This window comes from Mucilaginibacter sp. 22184, from assembly GCF_052045695.1.
Classification (GTDB): Bacteria; Bacteroidota; Bacteroidia; order Sphingobacteriales; family Sphingobacteriaceae; genus Mucilaginibacter.
Window position 1 is genome coordinate 526,054 of record NZ_JBQEPI010000003.1, and the last position, 17,442, is coordinate 543,495.

A 17,442-nucleotide genomic window follows, 5' to 3' on the forward strand; every position below is an offset into this window, starting at 1 on the left:
AATATTAATTTTGCATAAATCTTAACCTCTAAACTATTAACCACGTCCGGTGATGAGGTTAACGGCAAGGCCGATCATTTCTTTTATATAAATATTCCATTTGTTTAGCGCATCGGCACTGGGCACAAATTCCGTTATGCTAAAGTCACCGGTTCCCGCTATATAATTACAGGGATATGATATTACATCAACACCCATTTTTTTGAATATCCGAGCCGACCGCCGCATATGAAAAGCCGAGGTTACCAATAAGTAAGGCCCGCGTTGCCCGTGTTTTTGAAGCAAGGATTTTGTTAAAGACGCGTTCTCCAGAGTATTGCGCGACTGATCTTCGATCAGAATGCAGCTATCAGGCACCTGCGCGGCCTTCAACTGGTATTTGGCCCAAGCCCCTTCCCGGAAGGCCGTGGGGTTTAAATTACCATTGCCTCCCGAAACTAAAATGTATTTTACCATCCCCGTTTTTTGCAGCAAAACCCCCTGTATAAACCTGTCGGCCGAGGGGCCAAAAATACCGCGACCATCCTTATCATCCGATGCGAAACCTCCCAATACAATAGCTGCGCTGTATGTTTTGTTTTTTTCGAGTTGTGCGGGTGCTATATCCCATGCCTTTGCCAGTCGGTTGATCAGGAATGAATTGGAAAAGAAATAAAGCAGCCCGATACCCCATAGCAGGTATTTACGTTTACGCTTTGCATTTTTTGCCAAAGCCGCCATCAGCAGTAACACAAATACATACAGCAAGGGAAAAAGCAAGAACGCCAATATTTTCGACAGGATAAAAAACATATACTGGTATACTTTAGCCGTAAAAGTAATTAAAATTTAGAGTCGGATATTAGAATCAAGAAAAATCAGGGAATAATCGTCTGCTCTTTGCAGGCATAAAGTGGGTTTACATGGTTTACATTCATTTAATTAATTAACAATCAAAAACTTATGAAAAAATACCAGTAAAATGTGTAAACCATGATTTTTACAAATTTGCTATTGGCTGCCTGGATATTTAACTATTCTTTTGACTCCTGATTCTTATATCCCGACTCTTTACACCTGTGTGTAACAAACTGGCATCATCATTGTCATACAAACAATAAAAAATAAAATTATGGGCTTACTAAAACTTCTTGTCGTTGGTGCAGCAGTTGCTTACGGCATAAATTATGTGACCAAAAAGGGGCCGAATGGCAAGTCGATTATTGACGACCTTACCGAGAACGGGCCTGAATGGATGGATCGTGCAAAAAAATATGGCGAGCTCACTTTAGAGCAGATAGCCGTGCGTACTCAAAATTTCAGAGACAACTTCAGAGACAATAGCAAATTCTAAAACAGTCGTTGCATTACTATGCATAATATTCTTTTTTTCGGCGATAGCCTTACGGCAGGTTATGGCCTAAAAAATGTTAAAACAGAATCGCTCCCGGCCCTGGTACAGCAAAAAATAGACGCAGCTAAATTGCCTTATCACGTAATTAATGGCGGATTAAGTGGTGATACCTCTGCCGGGGGCCTTTTTCGTTTGGATTACTGGACAAACAGGCCTATACAAGTATCTGTGCTTGAACTGGGCATCAACGATATTATCCGGGGCATATCTCCGCAGGTAACACATAAAAACCTGCAGGCTATTATTGATAAAGTCAAACTTAAATTCCCTCATGTAAAGCTGGCTTTGATGGGAATGGAAATTCCCGCGTTTATCTCCGGAACATTAGCGGCCGAATTCAAAGCCATATTTCGTCAATTAGCCGATGCCAATCACATGACCTTTGTACCCTTTTACCCGGCTGGCGTGGCCGGTAAACCGCATTTAAACTTACCTGATATGCTACATCCATCTGCCGAAGGCTACCATGTTATGCTGGATAATGTTTGGCCGGTGATCAGGGAGTTGCTGTAGCTAAATTCATCCTACGGTGGAAGATTTTTCTCCGGGCGTCATTGCTGTACGAAGCAATCTTTATACTGTACAGAGTGGCTCTGCTTATGTAGAGATTGCTTCGTACCTCGCAATGACGCGCTTTCAATTCAGTCGGGGCGGGTATTCGCGACTACCCCCCTCCCCTTCAAGACAGTTGGGGTTGCGCAAGCGAAAATATCGGCTTAACATTGCTATAAGCCCTTAAATTATCTTGCTTACCTTTATAAACAGCTTTATTGCATCGTATGAAACAACTTTTATGTAGGCCCGCGCTTTACATCGCTTTATTATTTCATTTTTTTATCATCAACACAAGTTTTGCCGCTACACCCGGCAAAGCAGCAGGCTTACAATGCGAGCACTTGGTTAATCCTATTGGTATCGACTCCCGGCACCCGCGTTTAAGTTGGTTGCTTGCCGATGAAAGGCAAGGCGCTGCTCAAACAGCTTATCAACTTATTGTTGGTACCGATTCTATTGGCGTTGGCAATGGTAAAGGCGATAGCTGGCAAACCGCCAAAGTTGTATCCGCTGTAAATCTGATTAATTACCAGGGCAAAGCTTTACAGCCATTTACCAAATATTACTGGCGGGTGCTGCTGTGGGATCAGGCTGGTAAAAAGCTCGCATCATCAACCATAGCCAGTTTTGAAACCGGCCTGATGGATATGCGCAACTGGCAGGGATCATGGATAAGCGATAATAAAGGCATAGCGGTAAACCCAGCCCCATACTTTCGGCATACATTTAAAGTAGCTAAACAGATCCGCTCGGCACGGGCCTATATCGCTGTAGCGGGGCTTTATGAACTGTATATCAATGGCCAAAAGATCGGTAATCACCGTCTCGACCCTATGTATACCCGGTTTGACAGGCGGACGCTGTATGTGGCTTACGACGTAACCACGCAACTACAAAATGGCAAAAACGCCATTGGCGTATTGCTGGGCAATGGCTGGTATAATCACCAGAGCACAGCGGTATGGTATTTTCACCAGGCGCCATGGCGCGGCAGGCCAGCATTTTGTATGGATCTGCGAATCACATATAACGATGGTTCTGTAGAAACAGTAAGCTCCAATACGCAATGGAAAACATCCTTAAGTCCGGTAGTTTTTAACAGCATTTACACTGCCGAACATTACGATGCCCGCAAAGAACAACCCGGCTGGAATACCCCCAATTTTATAGATACCGTCTGGAAACAGGTCATCAACCGTTCGGCTCCTTCACAAAACATTGTGGCACAGAGCCTGCAGCCCATCCGCAATGTGGAAGAGATAGCTGCTAAAAGCATCACCAAAATTGACAATAACCTGTGGGTATTTGATATCGGCAGAAATATATCGGGCGTAAGTAAGATCACTGTAAAAGGTGATTCGGGTACGGTAATCCGCCTGAAACACGCCGAGCGGCTGAACAAAAATGGCCATGTTGATCAGTCAAACATCGACCTGCATTATCGCCCTACAGATGATAAAGACCCTTTCCAGACAGACATTTTTATTTTGAGTGGTAAAGGCGAAGAAACTTTTATGCCTAAATTTAATTATAAAGGTTTTCAGTACATAGAGGTAAGCAGCAGCAAACCTGTGGAATTAAACAAAGAGAGCCTGAAAGCTTATTTTATGCATAGCGATGTAGCGCCTATCGGTACGGTTACATCATCAAACAAAACCATCAACCAAATCTGGAGCGCTACCAATAACTCCTATCTCAGCAACCTGTTTGGCTACCCTACCGATTGCCCGCAGCGCGAAAAGAACGGTTGGACAGGTGACGCCCATATTGCCAGCGAAACGGGTTTATATAATTTTGATGCCATCACCATTTACGAAAAATGGCTGGCCGATCATCGCGACGAGCAACAACCCAATGGTGTGCTCCCATCTATTATTCCAACCGGCGGCTGGGGTTACGAATGGGGTAATGGGCCCGACTGGACAAGCACCATCGCCATTATCCCCTGGAACATTTATTTGTTTTATGGCGATAGCAAACTCCTGGCGGATAGCTATACCAGCATCGAAAAGTATGTAAACCACATTGACGAGCTTTACCCAACAGGCTTAACCACCTGGGGCCTGGGCGATTGGGTGCCGGTAAAATCCGTATCGCCGGTTGAACTCACCTCTTCGGTATATTATTATACCGATGCCAGCATCCTGGCCAAAGCCGCCAAAATATTGGGTAAACAGGCCGATTTTGTAAAATATTCGGCACTGGCCACCAAGATCAAAAATGCCATCAATGCCAAATACCTGAATACCGAAACCGGTATATATGGCAAGGGCTTGCAGACCGAACTGAGCGTACCGCTTTACTGGGATGTGGTTCCGCAAAACCTGAAAAGTAAAGTAGCCGCCAATCTGGCGCAACGTGTAGCCGCTGATAATTATCATCTTGACGTGGGCATCCTTGGAGCCAAGGCCATTTTAAGCGCCTTGAGCGACAATGGCTATCCGGATGTGGCTTACAAAATAGCATCGCAGGAAACTTTCCCCTCCTGGGGATGGTGGATGGTTAACGGGGCAACAACGCTGTATGAAAACTGGAAGATCGATGCCAAATCAGACATATCACTCAACCATATTATGTTTGGAGAGATAGGCGCCTGGCTGTATAAAGGGATAGCGGGCATCCATCCCGATCCGGATCATCCTGGTTTTAAAAACATCCTGCTGCAACCACACTTTGTGGCCGGTCTAAATGAATTTACCGCTACGCATGATGGGCCGTATGGCAAACTCATATCTGCGTGGCAACGTACTGGTCAAGGTATAACCTACAAAGTTACCGTACCCGCAAATTCAACTGCTACCATTAGTCTACCCACAGGTAAAACTTACTTGGGTGGTAAACTGATCACTGGTTCAGGGACTTATAAAGCTGTTGCCGGAAGCTATGTTTTTGAGGTGAAATAATCATTACTTCAATTGCCATAGATATTTCATATTTACATTTACTTAACACCAAATGACCTTTTACTGACAAGCCGGTTCACCAACCGGCTTGTTTTGTATATACTTTTGTTACATTATACCGGTTCTGTATCATGTACAAAAAAGTCGCTTTATTAGTCCTGTTCGTATTTTCGTTGATCAATATAACCCATGCCGAAGAGCCCTGGGCTTTAAGTACCAATAAAGACGGGGTTAAAGTATATACCAGGCATGTGCCTGATTCAAAAGTAAAAGCCATTAAGGTAGAATGCGAGTTTAATGCTTCGGCAGCTCAATTGGTAGCTGTATTACTGGATATAAAAGGCAGTATAGATTGGGTATATCATACCAAATCTGTTAACATGATCAAACAGGTATCACCTTCAGAACTATATTATTATTCCGAAGTATCCATCCCCTGGCCGCTGCATAACCGCGACTTCATAGCCCACATCAAAGTAACCCAGGACCCAACAACCAAGGTCGTTACCGTTGATGCCCCCTGCCTTGCAGATATGGTACCACGTAAAGATGGTATTGTGCGCATTGAACATTCAGTAGGTAAATGGATCATTACGCCGATTGACAGCAGCCATGTAAAAATTGAATATACCCTGCACCTGGATGCCGGTGGCAGTGTACCAGCCTGGTTACTCAACATGTTTATTACCCAGGGCCCTACAGAAAGCTTTAAAAAGCTGAAAGTTCAGCTGCAAAAACCAAGCTATAAAAACATCAAGCTTCCTTACATTACCGATTAATTAGTTTATTGGTTTCGAAACCATTTAAACTTCGGCTCCATTGCCCGCATTCTAACAAATGAACTAATGAACCAATGAACATTCACGCTAATTACCATCAATCATTTGCAAAAAAAGCTGATAACAGTTGCCTCGTATAACCGTAATTTCGTTGTTTAGCAGGTAACCGTACCAACTACATTTATACACCAATAAATTACCAGGCCAATTGCGCTGATCCTGATAGACGCATCAGGATAGTTGTACAGTGAATAACTGCTAATATTGCTTTAACCAATTAAAGTAAACACTATAAAATGAAGGTAGCTTTATTTGTACCCTGCTATGTTGATCAGTTTTACCCCAAAGCGGCTATTGCTACATTGGAACTGCTGGAGAAACTTGGCGTTGAGGTTCACTATCCTAAAAATCAAACCTGCTGCGGGCAGCCTATGGCCAATTCTGGCTACGAGCACCTAACCGCAGGATGTAATAGCTTGTTTGTTGATAATTTTTCGGGTTATGATTATATCGTATGCCCATCGGGTAGTTGTACCTTGCATATCAAGGAACATTTACATTCGCCCGAAAAAGAAGAACAAGCTGTTGACATCCGTAAACGGGTTTATGAGCTTACTGAGTTTTTGATAGATGTATTGCAGGTAAAGGAATTAAAATCCCATTTTCCGTATAAAGTAGGTTTGCACCAAAGCTGCCACGGGTTGCGCGGTCTGCGGATATCGCAAATGAGCGAGCTGGTTGCTCCCGCTTTCAGTAAACCTGCGCAACTGCTGGATATGGTACAGGGGTTAGAACTGGTGCCCCTAAGCCGCCAGGATGATTGCTGCGGCTTTGGCGGAACGTTTTGTGTTGTAGAAGAAGCCGTATCCTCCAAAATGGGTAAAGACCGCGTAGAGGATCACATCGAGCATGGCGCCCAGTACATTACCTCGGCCGATCTTTCGTGCCTTATGCATATGGAAGGCATTTTACGCCGGCAAAAAAGCGATGTTAAAGTAATTCATGTGGCCGAAATTTTAAATCACAGTCATGAGTAACGCAACCGGAAAAAGCCACCCCCAACTGGCTGCTGTATTTAACCAGGATGAACCCCGGGTTGACTGGCACGACGAAACCTTATGGTGGATACGCCAAAAACGCGATGTCCAGGCGCATAAACTGCCAGAGTGGGAACTGTTAAGAGAAACTGCGTCGCAGATCAAAAATAACGTATTATCAAACCTAAGTACATACCTGGAACAATTTGAGGCCAATGCCATTAACAACGGTGTCATAGTACATTGGGCAGCCGATGCTAAGGAGCATAATCAAATCGTACACCAGCTATTACAGGAGCGTGGTATCAACCGCATGGTTAAAAGCAAATCCATGCTTACCGAAGAGTGCCACCTGAACGAATACCTCAAGGAACAGGGCATCGATGTGATCGACTCCGACCTGGGCGAACGCATTGTACAATTGGCCAATGAGCCTCCAAGCCATATCGTGCTGCCTTGTATCCACAAAAAAAAGGAAGAGATAGGCGATATTTTTCATGAGCATTTAGGCTCGGCCAAAGGTGAATCGGATCCTAAGATACTTACCGAAACCGCCCGCCAGCATTTACGCGAGGTGTTTTTGACACGTCGCGCAGCACTTACCGGCGTCAACTTCGCTATTGCAGAAACCGGGGAATTTGTGATATGTACCAATGAGGGTAATGCCGATATGGGTGCCCATTTGGCCGAGATCCACATCGCCTCGATGGGGATAGAAAAGATCATCCCCGAAAGGAAGCATTTAGGTGTTTTTTTAAGATTGCTTACGCGCAGCGCTACCGGTCAGCCAATTACCACTTATTCCAGTCATTATAAAAAGCCACAAGAGGGTACAGCTATACACATTATCATAGTGGATAATGGCCGCAGCATACAATTAGGGCGTGAGGATTTTCGCAATTCTTTAAAATGCATCCGCTGCGGTGCCTGTATGAACACCTGCCCGGTATACCGCAAGAGTGGCGGGCATAGCTATCATACCGCCGTTGCCGGGCCAATAGGCTCTATACTGGCGCCCAACCTCGACATGAAAAAATATGCCGACCTGCCTTTTGCCTCCACGCTTTGCGGCTCGTGCAGTAACGTGTGCCCGGTTAAAATTGATATTCATGACCAGCTTTATAAATGGCGGCAGGTTATTGTGAAAGAAGGTTATAGTCCTGCTTCAAAAACCATAGCCATGAAAGCCATGGCCTTTACCCTATCCTCTCCTGGTTTATACAGATCTGGTGGCAAAATGGGCCGCCTGGTATTTAAATATGCTCCATTCGCAGTTAATAACGGCTTAAACCCCTGGTATAAACACCGCGAAATGCCCAAAGCACCGGAAGAATCATTTGGCGAATGGTACAGCAAAAGAAAGGAAGGAAAACAATGAGCAGGGAAAAAATATTAGCCGCGGTTAAAAAAAATCAATTTACATCTACCGCACTGCCCGATCTGGAAATATTAAGCGCCCTAACCGCTACCTCTGATAACCTGGTGCAGCAATACACCGGTGTAGCCAGTGCCGGAGGTTGTTTTGTTTATGAGGTAAACGATTTGGAAGCGATAAAAGACATACTGCGCAAAGAATTTAAACCCGGCGTAAAGATCATATCAGGTATTCAGGGTCTGGATGAATATACTTATGCAGGCAATGTAATGCAGGAATCGTCACACAGCTTTGCCGATGCCGAGCTGACCATATTGGCATCCAACCTTGGCGTTGCCGAAAATGGTGCCTTATGGCTTACAGAAAACCAGATGAATATACGGATACTGCCATTCATTAGCCAGCACCTGGCGGTGGTAATAGGTAAAGATGCCTTTGTGCCTACTATGGCGCAAGCCTATGCCCAAATAGGCAACGCCGATTATGGTTATGGCGCGTTCATCTCCGGCCCATCAAAAACCGCCGATATTGAGCAATCATTGGTGATAGGTGCGCATGGCCCCAGGAGTTTGTCGGTTTTTATCCTCATCTAGCCCCTTCTTAAGTACATTATATAAAGGCCTGTTATTAATACCAATAACGGGCCTTATTTTTTGTTACCACTACCTTAAAAACAGACATCTTTACAATGATGACACAAAGATGAATTTTGCATATTGTAAAAATATACCAATTGGTATATTTTTGTGGTGTTGAAATTAATCATCAACATTAAAACAAAATGAAAACCTCACAGAACACTGTACTCATAACCGGCGGAAGCGCTGGTATAGGCTTTGAAATAGCCAAACAACTATCAGCCAAAAACAATCATGTTATTATTATCGGCCGTAACCCCGAGCGTTTGCAAAAAGCTGCCGCTCAATTACAAAACGTAACCGCCATCAATGCCGATATTTCCAACGCTGCCGATGTGGAATCGCTTGTTACCACTTTAATCAACGATTTTCCAAAGCTTAATATCCTGATCAATAACGCGGGTGCCGCGGCAGGCCTAAGTGATCTGCTTAACAATACGGATACCTTTGAAAGAGCCAGTATTGAAATGCAAACCAACTACCTGTCTATTATCAGGCTTAACGAAAAATTATTACCCTTACTTAAAAAACAAACAGATGCTGCTATTGTAAACGTATCATCCATAGTAGCTTTTGTACCGGGTAAGTTAACAGCCACCTATTCTGCCAGTAAAGCTGCATTACACTCTTATACCCAGGCCTTAAGAGTTGCATTAACAGATACAACAGTTAAAGTATTTGAATTGATGCCACCTTTAGTTGATACTGAATTTTCGACCGAAATTGGAGGTCATTTAGGTATCCCGCCATCGCAGGTTGCAGATGAGTTCTTAGCCGCTCTTGAAACCGATAATTATGAGATCCGGGTAGGAAATACCGAACAGCTTTACCAGCTATACCTGTCATCCCCAACCGAGGCGTTAAATTTCATGCAAGCGCGTAAATCGTAATCTTCAATCTGATGAATTTCTAATAAAAGCATATCGATTGATATGCTTTTATTGGTTTTACAAACTGCTATACTACAGGCATTAAACAAAATTATAATATTAAAATACCAATTGGTACATTTGTATTATGGAAACGGAATTATCAAAAGCCGCACGCACACGACAGTTCATTGTAGAAAAAACCGCGAGTATCTTTAATAAAAAAGGATATGCAGGCACCTCGTTGTCAGACCTTACCGAGGCTACCGGGCTTACCAAGGGCAGTATATACGGTAATTTTAAAAATAAAGAAGAAGTTGCCGTAGCCGCGTTTGAATATAACTGCTCAAAAGTACGTACGCAGATCGACCTCCATATCGGTAAAGCAACAAACTACCATGATAAGCTCATGGTTTACGCGCAGGTTTACCATAGGTTTGCCACATTGAGTTTCCCGGATGGTGGCTGCCCTATATTGAACACCGCTGTCGATGCCGATGATACCAACCCGGTATTAAAGGAAAAAGCGGCACAGGTGATCACCAACTGGAAGAAAAAATTAGAAAACCTCATAAACGGTGGTATAACCGCGGGAGAATTTAAATCTGGTATTGATGTTGCCCAAACCGCACTGTCTATTATTTCTCTTATTGAAGGAGGCATCATGATAGCCAAGGTAACCAACACCCCGGCCAGCCTGGATAAGGTATTAAAAACGGTGGATACCATCATCACCCAGCTTAAAACCAGCGTGTAACCTAATTATTACAGCAATAATTTGAGGGCTAAAAACAAAAGTTGTTAACTCAGCGTTATATAGAGTACCAATTTAACAATATGCCTAAAAAAATCTTAATCCTTGATGATAGCGAGGATATACTTGACGTGATGAAAGAAGCGCTCGAGATGGAGGGCTACAAAGTTCAGGTGACCAATTTTACCGATGACATTTGCAAGGCAGCTATCAGTTTCAATGCCGACATGGTCATCCTGGATTACATCCTGTTCGGGATAAACGGTGGCGAACTTTGTCACTTGTTAAAAACCACACCCGAAACGTGCCATATTCCCGTGATTATGGTATCGGCCTATCCCCGGGTATTGGAGTCCTTAGGTAACTATGGTTCAGACGCCTTTATTGCCAAACCTTTTAATCTTTCTGATATAACGGATACCATCAAAACTTGTTTCCTCAAAGCCGGCAATGACGTTGAACATGCCGATTGCGATTTTTAGCCGATCCTACTCCTGCTATTTTAAAATTCTCGCCGCATAAAAAAATAAAACGAAGTTTGCCGATCAACTTCTATAGATGACTATTGAATTTGTATCACGAATAAAGAGCGCTATTTATTAATTTTTAAGAAATCTTCCGACTGCCGTTGCCCAGCAGGTATTTTGAGAAATGCCTGATAACAGGTGTTTAAATAAGCCGCCAGGTTAAATTCAGGGCTGCTATAGGTCTTAATATTGGGAATATAAAGGGTAATGAAGTTTTTTAGCTCCTGATCTTTTATGGGCAAATAGCTCTCAATATTTTCTGGACTAAAGACTTTTGAAATCTGAGTCTTTTTTTCCTCATCGAGCAGAAATTGCTGCCCCCTTATTTTTCTATTTTCATCCTTGTTCCAATCGTGTATCATAATTTTGATGCCCCCGATAGGACGACTGGCAGCATCTGTTTGATATAGTACCGTTTCACTGTTAAATGGCCCCTTTGTCGGTGCAATTTTTAACGATCCTGTTTTTAGTTCGGCAGATGTTACCTGAACCTCTTTGAGGGTTTTAGTTTTTAAATTTAGGTAGATCTTCAGATAACTTAAATTTGTGATATAAACAGTATCTGGTTGATAATAGGGCGATGAAAAAGACAACAGGTCGCCAATTTTGGCGTTGATAGCAAAGCTTCCATCCGCAGCTGAAATTTGTTTTAAGTGAGAGTTTAAGTTTTCTACGTTGATTCCCGAAAGCGGTATTTTGGTATTATTCTCAAATACCTGTCCACCAAATTTCCCCTGGGCATAACTTGTTCCAGCAAAAAATCCTATTAGTATTACAATCAAAAGGCTTTTCCATGCCGATTGATAAATGCTTTTACACATGATTTGATTTGTAGTAATTGTATGACTTAAATATAAACGTCTTTTTCTATAATTTCCTTTGTTCTGTTTGTAATAAGGAAGTCTTGTTTTTGAGCCACACACCAAAGTAAAGTTGAGCTTCACAGCAAACCTGCTCCCCTGCTTTTACCCCCATCTTTGTTTTGTAATTCACAGAAAAGAGAAAAAATGAAAAAGATCATATTAATAACCGGCGCTTCTGCCGGTATGGGTAAAGAAATGGCCAGGCACCTGGCACAGGATGGTCATACGGTTTATGGGGCGGCCCGCCGCGTAGAAAAAATGGCCGACCTTAAACAATCGGGCGTAAAGATATTGGCCATGGATGTTACTGATGAAGCATCGATGATCGCTGGTATTGAAACTATAGTAAAAGCCGAAGGCCATATTGATGTGCTGATCAATAATGCCGGATTTGGTTCATATGGAGCCATTGAGGACGTGCCTATTGCCGATGCGCGTTACCAGATGGAAGTAAATGTTTTTGGGGCAGCTCATTTAACGCAATTGGTATTACCGCATATGCGCCAGCAAGGCTCTGGCCAGATCATTAATATATCATCTATTGGAGGAAAATTTGCCGCTGCCCTTGGCGGCTGGTATCATGCCAGTAAATTCGCGCTCGAGGCCTTGAGTGATAGCCTGCGTAATGAAGTAAAACAATTTGGTATTGATGTGGTGGTGATTGAACCCGGTGGTGTAAAATCTGAATGGAGCAGCATTGCGATGGATAACCTGCTTAAAATTTCGGGGGATACCGCTTATGGTAATTTAGCCAAACAATTTTCTGCTATAGCCAAAAAAGCTAACGAAAAAAATGCAGACCCGATAATTATTGTCGACCTGGTGAGGAAAGCCATAGCGGCCAAACAACCTAAAACACGTTATCATGGCGGTTATATGGCTGGCCCGGCATTGTTTATGCGCAAAATACTACCCGACCGTACATTTGATAAAATGCTGCTGGCCCAACTGAAGTAATTGTATATTTAAACTGATAATGGAAGACAAAAGCCATATATTGTTCAACAACCTGCTATACTCCTGCGTTGATAAAAAACAACGCGCTAACGAATCATTTGTACCCGAACATGCTTTCGGGTACATCATATCTGGCGAAACACATCAGAAAACCAATGAAGGCATTCGTGTATTCAGCGCGGGCACCATCGGGCTCATCCGCAGAAACCAACTGGTGAAGTCAGAAAAAGTACCGGGACCTGAAGGAGAATTTAAATCGATCAATATATTTTTAGACCAGCCATTTTTAAGCAGATATAGTGCCGAGCATAAACTTACGCCAGCCCAAACCTATACTGGTAATCATATTCATATACTGAAGCCCGATCCATTCATCAAAGGTTATTTTGATTCTTTGATGCCCTACTTTGATCACCCGGAAAGAGCCACCGATAACATGGCCGAGTTAAAAACCAAAGAAGCGGTTGAGTTGCTGCTGAATTTCAATCCTGATTTTTACGATTTTCTTTTTGATTTCAGTGAACCTTATAAGATAGACTTGGAAGCTTACATGAATCAAAATTTCATGTTCAATGTACCTACCGCTCAATTCGCCAAACTCACCGGACGCAGCCTCGCTAGCTTTAAGCGAGATTTTGAAAAGATCTTCCGCTCATCGCCAGGCCAATGGCTGCAGCAAAAGCGATTGAATGAGGCCTATTTCCTCATCAAGGAAAAGGGCCAGAAACCATCAGAAGTATATCTCGACGTTGGCTTTGAGAATCTATCTCACTTTTCTTATACTTTTAAAAAAGCTTTTGGGATAGTGCCGTCACGGGTGTAAACGGGGCTTAAAAATTATCTTCCAAATTCTGCTTTTTACTGATTTGTTTTGATAGTTTTATGCTGCCTACCCTATTTAGGCCATAAAAATGACCTCAACCGAATTTGAACTCACCGGCGGCGCTACATATGGCATGATAAATGCCACCTGGCCTTTTGCTACCCTCCGGGTTAACCAAAATGAACTCGAACTTAATATTTCCTTATTAGGAAACCTATATTTCAGGCCAGAGGATGTAATTTCTATAACCGCCTCGGGAATGAGTATCTTTTCAAGCGGTATTCGTATTACACACAAAGTAAAGGGATACTACTCAACTGTTATTTTCAAGTCGTTCACCAATACAAATTCCATTCTGCAACAAATACAGCAAACAGGCTTTTTAGATAATAAAGAACGCTTACCTTTTTATGAGGATACTGCGATTACCGCGATGCAGGAAAAAGGTGGCTTCGCTATGAAAATTCCGGCAGCTATAGCTATTGCAGTTATCTGGAACCTCTTGTTGTTACCTAATTTAGTTCATTCATTTCAGAATAGTAAAGTTCCGTTTATAGGTATTCACCTGGGATTATCTTTTATGCTGCTGCTATGCCTTACGCTTTTGATATCCGAACCATTCCGGGGCGTAATACTGAAAGAAGGCCGTACTTTAAAACATATTAAGACATTTGTGTTGTTTATGATATTCCTATCGGCATTAATGCTGGGCATGTCATTCCTGATTCCCCAGTTCTAAATCTTATTTGTTTTTCTGTTTGTTTTGGATAGATTTATACCAACAAACCTAAAATCCTTTACATGAACTGGAACCTGATACTCAAGCTCTCCATATTTGGCCTGATCATGGGCATTGCCACCGCGTTTTTTATTCCGAGTAATATTGAGGGCGCTATCTGGCCGGTTATCTTTATTATCTGCGCTTATATTATCGCCAAAAACTGCACGCAAATGTATTTTACCCATGGCTTTTGCCTTAGCCTGGTTAATTGTGTATGGATCATAGCAGCACACGCTATTTTCTATAAAAACTATGCAGCCGGTCATGCACCAGAAGCGGCCATGTATAATGGTAACCCCTATCATTTACCGCCACAAGTTGCCCTCACTGTTATTGGCGTTGTAATTGGTATAGCTTCAGGGTTGGTACAAGGCCTGTTTGCTTTTATCGCGTCAAAACTGGTGAAGAAAGCATAATGACCTTAACCCAGCTGGATAATTTTTACCTACAAAAGGACGAACCCATCCGGAGCTGTCTATTGGCGCTTAAAGACATCATTTTGAAGCAAGACGAAAACGTATCAGCCGATTGGAAATACGGTATGCCGTTTTTCTGCTACATGGGTAAAATGTTCTGCTACCTGTGGGTGCACAAAAAGTATCATCAACCCTATATTGGCATTGTTGAAGGTAAACGCTTTGATCACCCCGCTTTGATCATCGAAAAAAGATCACGTATGAAGATCATGCTTTTTGAAGCTGATAAAGATCTGCCCGTGCAAACTATCGAACATATTTTAAAGCAGGCTCTTGATCTTTACAGGACAGGGATTATAAAAACCAGGTAACAGCGGCAGTTGGGAAGACGCCTTACCAGTTTGCTAAAGGCAGAATCTATTTTTTGTACAATCCATCATGAATAAAACAATTGAATGTATATCTTTGCAGCAACTGCTTCCGTAGTTCAATGGATAGAATTATGGTTTCCGGTACCATCGATATGAGTTCGAATCTCGTCGGGAGCACAAAAAAGCCTCTTAAATTTATTTTAAGAGGCTTTTTGTTTTCTTTATGTTGCTCAATCTTCGCAATGCGAAATATGATTCATATTTAAAATGGCATCTACCTCCTGGAGAAAATGCTGATGTTCCATTTCTTCTACCTCGAGCTGCGTTAGGCCGCTGTACTTTGCTTTGTTTTGGTGCCTGCTTCTAACGATGATCACAATAGGTATACATACCTGTATGATCATAAAGGCTACCGTGATCTGGAACATATAAGTAACTAATGTATCCATAATAGTAAGACAAATAAGGTATAAATTGGTGTTGTTAATTTAACGATTTTTACTCGGTTTTAGATACGTATTCGCTATTTTTTCTACTTTCTTAACCATTTAAAGCGTTTTTAACATTTTGTACAATAAAACGCCTTTACAGCTTTAAAGCTTATATTTTTAGCCCCATTTATTGTTAATCTATCTACTTGTTTATTAGCCGGCCAGTATCGTTTTAACCATTTTTAACGTAAGGGCTATTATAATTTTTTAATAATGCTTGCCTAACCAAAAGCCTTCCTTATATTTGTAACCAAAAGGTTTCATATTAATGGTTAAACATCTATTACCCTTTTCCTTATAATCCTGTATAATTATGTTAGAGACAATTCAACCCAAACCTAAAAGTAAGGTATCTTCTTTTTTTTCTGTTTTAAAGCAATCACTCAAAGGCGCCGAAGTTGATCTGACCTCTATCAGCATTAAAAGGGCTATTATTTTGTTAGCCATCCCTATGATGCTGGAGATGTCTATGGAGTCGGTATTTGCCCTGGTCGATCTGTATTTTGTTGGGCACTTGAAAAACAGCAGCCTCGCTATTCAAACCGTCGGTTTAACCGAGTCGGTATTAACCGTCATATACTCTTTGGCTATCGGCCTAAGCATGGCGGCTACGGCCGTAGTTGCCCGTAGGATAGGTGAAAAAGATCCCGCGGCAGCATCCAAAGCTGGCGTACAAACCATTATTATTGCCGCTATTGTTAATTTGGTCATCAGCATTACCGGGCTGTTACACGCCCGCGATATTCTGCTGATCATGGGCGCTTCTGCCGAAACTGCCGATCATGGCACTAACTTCGTACACATTATGATGGGTGGTAGTATCATCATTGTGATGCTGTTCCTGATCAATGGTATTTTCAGGGGTGCTGGTAATGCTGCTATCGCCATGCGAAGCTTGTTGATAGCTAACGTAGCCAACTGCCTCCTATGCCCTCTTTTTATCAGGGGACTGGGGCCTATCCCGGCTTTTGGTTTAACCGGCGCTGCTATTGCCACTACTATCGGTCGCGGATTGGGTGTTAGTTACCAGGTTTACAATTTATTCAACGGTAAAAATATCCTCAAGATACGTTTGAGTCATTTTGTACCTGATTGGCAGCAGATCAAAGCCATTGTTAAAATTGCAGCACCCGGTATTTTACAGTTTGTAATTGCCAGTTGCAGCTGGATATTCCTGGCCGAACTGGTGGCTACCACCGGCGGCGAAGCTGGCTCAGCGGGCTATCAAACGTCCCTGCGGTTAATGATGTTCTTCCTGTTACCTGCCTGGGGGCTAAGCAACGCCGCCGCAACCCTGGTTGGGCAAAATCTGGGCGCAGGCCAGGTTGACAGGGCTGAAAAATCGGTATTTCAAACCATTAAATATACTATGGTGTTTCTGGGTGTTGTAAGTATATTATTTTTAACCTGCGGCCACTTGTTCGCCTCATTTTTCACTAACGATGCAGCTGTTATAAAAGTAGCTTCACGCTCCCTGCAAATTTTAAGCGGAGGCTTTATTATTTATGGTATGGGTATGATTTTCACCAGCGCCTTTAATGGTGCCGGCGATACTTGGACACCTACCAAGATCAACCTATTTACCTTTTGGGTGTTCCAGATACCATTTGCTTACTTACTGGCCAAGTATTTTGAAATGGGACCAACAGGCGTGTTTGTTTCCATCCCTGTTGCCGAAGTTGGGCTTACCTTAGGGGCCTACATTCTGTTTAAACGCGGCAGGTGGAAAAAGATCAAGGTTTAATAGGTTCATAGTCGATGGTCGATAGACCATGGGATAGTAACGTCTGTAAGATAGAAACATAAAGATCAAAAGAAAAAGTCCGAAAATTTGGAGGGTTACACTCGCCAAATCTTCGGACTTTTTTACTTGCAGATTTTCAGACTCCATGGGCCATCAACTATGGTCT

General features: G+C 42.6%; 19 protein-coding genes and 1 tRNA gene. 17 read left to right on the forward strand and 3 right to left on the reverse strand.

Annotation, left to right across the window (positions count from 1 at the left end; all coding sequences use genetic code 11):
• Nucleotides 1-36: 36 nt before the first annotated feature.
• Nucleotides 37-792, reverse strand: coding sequence for a YdcF family protein (locus ACTJKG_RS09770; RefSeq protein ID WP_440739067.1), 756 nt, complete (start codon nucleotides 790-792; stop codon nucleotides 37-39).
• Nucleotides 793-1,168: 376 nt separating this feature from the next.
• On the opposite strand from ACTJKG_RS09770, the gene ACTJKG_RS09775 reads away from it, so the two are divergent.
• The 10 genes from ACTJKG_RS09775 (at nucleotide 1,169) to ACTJKG_RS09820 (ending at nucleotide 10,785) form a co-directional block, all read left to right on the forward strand.
• Entirely contained in the window at nucleotides 1,169-1,333 is a 165-nt protein-coding gene (locus ACTJKG_RS09775; protein WP_440739068.1) for a hypothetical protein, read from the forward strand.
• An 18-nt stretch (nucleotides 1,334-1,351) separates the two neighbouring features.
• A complete protein-coding gene (locus ACTJKG_RS09780) occupies nucleotides 1,352-1,906 on the forward strand; it encodes an arylesterase (protein ID WP_440739069.1) in 555 nt (184 codons plus the stop codon).
• Nucleotides 1,907-2,172: 266 nt separating this feature from the next.
• On the forward strand, nucleotides 2,173-4,851 hold the full coding sequence (locus ACTJKG_RS09785) for a family 78 glycoside hydrolase catalytic domain (protein WP_440739070.1): 2,679 nt from the start codon (nucleotides 2,173-2,175) through the stop codon (nucleotides 4,849-4,851).
• A gap of 131 nt (nucleotides 4,852-4,982) precedes the next feature.
• Entirely contained in the window at nucleotides 4,983-5,630 is a 648-nt protein-coding gene (locus ACTJKG_RS09790; protein ID WP_440739071.1) for an START domain-containing protein, read from the forward strand.
• A 296-nt stretch (nucleotides 5,631-5,926) separates the two neighbouring features.
• Nucleotides 5,927-6,667 carry a (Fe-S)-binding protein gene (locus tag ACTJKG_RS09795; RefSeq protein ID WP_440739072.1) on the forward strand — a complete coding sequence of 247 codons (741 nt, stop codon included), beginning with the start codon at nucleotides 5,927-5,929 and terminating at the stop codon, nucleotides 6,665-6,667.
• Nucleotides 6,660-8,045, forward strand: coding sequence for a lactate utilization protein B (locus ACTJKG_RS09800; protein WP_440739073.1), 1,386 nt, complete (start codon nucleotides 6,660-6,662; stop codon nucleotides 8,043-8,045). Before ACTJKG_RS09795 ends, ACTJKG_RS09800 begins: the two co-directional genes overlap by 8 nt.
• On the forward strand, nucleotides 8,042-8,635 hold the full coding sequence (locus ACTJKG_RS09805) for a LutC/YkgG family protein (RefSeq protein ID WP_440739074.1): 594 nt from the start codon (nucleotides 8,042-8,044) through the stop codon (nucleotides 8,633-8,635). Before ACTJKG_RS09800 ends, ACTJKG_RS09805 begins: the two co-directional genes overlap by 4 nt.
• A gap of 188 nt (nucleotides 8,636-8,823) precedes the next feature.
• Nucleotides 8,824-9,570, forward strand: coding sequence for an SDR family oxidoreductase (locus ACTJKG_RS09810; protein WP_172335252.1), 747 nt, complete (start codon nucleotides 8,824-8,826; stop codon nucleotides 9,568-9,570).
• A gap of 127 nt (nucleotides 9,571-9,697) precedes the next feature.
• The gene (locus tag ACTJKG_RS09815) at nucleotides 9,698-10,306 is read left to right on the forward strand and encodes a TetR/AcrR family transcriptional regulator (protein ID WP_172335253.1); all 609 of its coding nucleotides are present in this window, start codon (nucleotides 9,698-9,700) and stop codon (nucleotides 10,304-10,306) included.
• 80 nt (nucleotides 10,307-10,386) lie between these two features.
• Nucleotides 10,387-10,785 carry a response regulator gene (locus ACTJKG_RS09820; protein ID WP_440739075.1) on the forward strand — a complete coding sequence of 133 codons (399 nt, stop codon included), beginning with the start codon at nucleotides 10,387-10,389 and terminating at the stop codon, nucleotides 10,783-10,785.
• 110 nt (nucleotides 10,786-10,895) lie between these two features.
• Here ACTJKG_RS09820 and ACTJKG_RS09825 read toward each other — a convergent pair whose 3' ends face one another.
• Nucleotides 10,896-11,651 (reverse strand): hypothetical protein, encoded by a 756-nt coding sequence (locus tag ACTJKG_RS09825; RefSeq protein WP_440739076.1) that lies wholly within the window; start codon nucleotides 11,649-11,651, stop codon nucleotides 10,896-10,898.
• Nucleotides 11,652-11,837: 186 nt separating this feature from the next.
• Here ACTJKG_RS09825 and ACTJKG_RS09830 point away from each other — a divergent pair, with 186 nt between their 5' ends.
• From ACTJKG_RS09830 to ACTJKG_RS09855, 6 genes are all read left to right on the forward strand, one after another.
• Complete coding sequence (locus ACTJKG_RS09830; protein ID WP_440739077.1) at nucleotides 11,838-12,650, forward strand: oxidoreductase; 813 nt, start codon at nucleotides 11,838-11,840, stop codon at nucleotides 12,648-12,650.
• A gap of 19 nt (nucleotides 12,651-12,669) precedes the next feature.
• A complete protein-coding gene (locus tag ACTJKG_RS09835) occupies nucleotides 12,670-13,473 on the forward strand; it encodes a helix-turn-helix domain-containing protein (protein ID WP_440739078.1) in 804 nt (267 codons plus the stop codon).
• Nucleotides 13,474-13,561: 88 nt separating this feature from the next.
• Entirely contained in the window at nucleotides 13,562-14,212 is a 651-nt protein-coding gene (locus ACTJKG_RS09840) for a hypothetical protein (protein ID WP_440739079.1), read from the forward strand.
• Nucleotides 14,213-14,274: 62 nt separating this feature from the next.
• Nucleotides 14,275-14,670 (forward strand): hypothetical protein, encoded by a 396-nt coding sequence (locus ACTJKG_RS09845; RefSeq protein ID WP_440739080.1) that lies wholly within the window; start codon nucleotides 14,275-14,277, stop codon nucleotides 14,668-14,670.
• On the forward strand, nucleotides 14,670-15,041 hold the full coding sequence (locus ACTJKG_RS09850; protein ID WP_440739081.1) for a DUF1801 domain-containing protein: 372 nt from the start codon (nucleotides 14,670-14,672) through the stop codon (nucleotides 15,039-15,041). Before ACTJKG_RS09845 ends, ACTJKG_RS09850 begins: the two co-directional genes overlap by 1 nt.
• Before the next feature lie 105 nt (nucleotides 15,042-15,146).
• A tRNA-Arg gene (locus ACTJKG_RS09855) sits at nucleotides 15,147-15,218 on the forward strand.
• A 53-nt stretch (nucleotides 15,219-15,271) separates the two neighbouring features.
• Here ACTJKG_RS09855 and ACTJKG_RS09860 read toward each other — a convergent pair.
• On the reverse strand, nucleotides 15,272-15,490 hold the full coding sequence (locus ACTJKG_RS09860; protein WP_172335261.1) for a hypothetical protein: 219 nt from the start codon (nucleotides 15,488-15,490) through the stop codon (nucleotides 15,272-15,274).
• 355 nt (nucleotides 15,491-15,845) lie between these two features.
• Between ACTJKG_RS09860 and ACTJKG_RS09865 the strand changes: the two genes are divergently transcribed.
• Entirely contained in the window at nucleotides 15,846-17,276 is a 1,431-nt protein-coding gene (locus ACTJKG_RS09865; RefSeq protein ID WP_440739082.1) for an MATE family efflux transporter, read from the forward strand.
• Nucleotides 17,277-17,442: the final 166 nt, after the last annotated feature.

Coding starts and splice junctions, on each gene's coding strand:
- ACTJKG_RS09790 (WP_440739071.1), top strand. CDS start 4,983: ATGTACAAAAAAGTCGCTTTATTAGTCCTGTTCGTATTTTCGTTGATC.
- ACTJKG_RS09860 (WP_172335261.1), bottom strand. CDS start 15,490: ATGGATACATTAGTTACTTATATGTTCCAGATCACGGTAGCCTTTATG.
- ACTJKG_RS09810 (WP_172335252.1), top strand. CDS start 8,824: ATGAAAACCTCACAGAACACTGTACTCATAACCGGCGGAAGCGCTGGT.
- ACTJKG_RS09780 (WP_440739069.1), top strand. CDS start 1,352: ATGCATAATATTCTTTTTTTCGGCGATAGCCTTACGGCAGGTTATGGC.
- ACTJKG_RS09795 (WP_440739072.1), top strand. CDS start 5,927: ATGAAGGTAGCTTTATTTGTACCCTGCTATGTTGATCAGTTTTACCCC.
- ACTJKG_RS09845 (WP_440739080.1), top strand. CDS start 14,275: ATGAACTGGAACCTGATACTCAAGCTCTCCATATTTGGCCTGATCATG.
- ACTJKG_RS09805 (WP_440739074.1), top strand. CDS start 8,042: ATGAGCAGGGAAAAAATATTAGCCGCGGTTAAAAAAAATCAATTTACA.
- ACTJKG_RS09770 (WP_440739067.1), bottom strand. CDS start 792: ATGTTTTTTATCCTGTCGAAAATATTGGCGTTCTTGCTTTTTCCCTTG.
- ACTJKG_RS09850 (WP_440739081.1), top strand. CDS start 14,670: ATGACCTTAACCCAGCTGGATAATTTTTACCTACAAAAGGACGAACCC.
- ACTJKG_RS09865 (WP_440739082.1), top strand. CDS start 15,846: ATGTTAGAGACAATTCAACCCAAACCTAAAAGTAAGGTATCTTCTTTT.
- ACTJKG_RS09835 (WP_440739078.1), top strand. CDS start 12,670: ATGGAAGACAAAAGCCATATATTGTTCAACAACCTGCTATACTCCTGC.
- ACTJKG_RS09840 (WP_440739079.1), top strand. CDS start 13,562: ATGACCTCAACCGAATTTGAACTCACCGGCGGCGCTACATATGGCATG.
- ACTJKG_RS09815 (WP_172335253.1), top strand. CDS start 9,698: ATGGAAACGGAATTATCAAAAGCCGCACGCACACGACAGTTCATTGTA.
- ACTJKG_RS09785 (WP_440739070.1), top strand. CDS start 2,173: ATGAAACAACTTTTATGTAGGCCCGCGCTTTACATCGCTTTATTATTT.
- ACTJKG_RS09820 (WP_440739075.1), top strand. CDS start 10,387: ATGCCTAAAAAAATCTTAATCCTTGATGATAGCGAGGATATACTTGAC.
- ACTJKG_RS09830 (WP_440739077.1), top strand. CDS start 11,838: ATGAAAAAGATCATATTAATAACCGGCGCTTCTGCCGGTATGGGTAAA.
- ACTJKG_RS09800 (WP_440739073.1), top strand. CDS start 6,660: ATGAGTAACGCAACCGGAAAAAGCCACCCCCAACTGGCTGCTGTATTT.
- ACTJKG_RS09825 (WP_440739076.1), bottom strand. CDS start 11,651: ATGTGTAAAAGCATTTATCAATCGGCATGGAAAAGCCTTTTGATTGTA.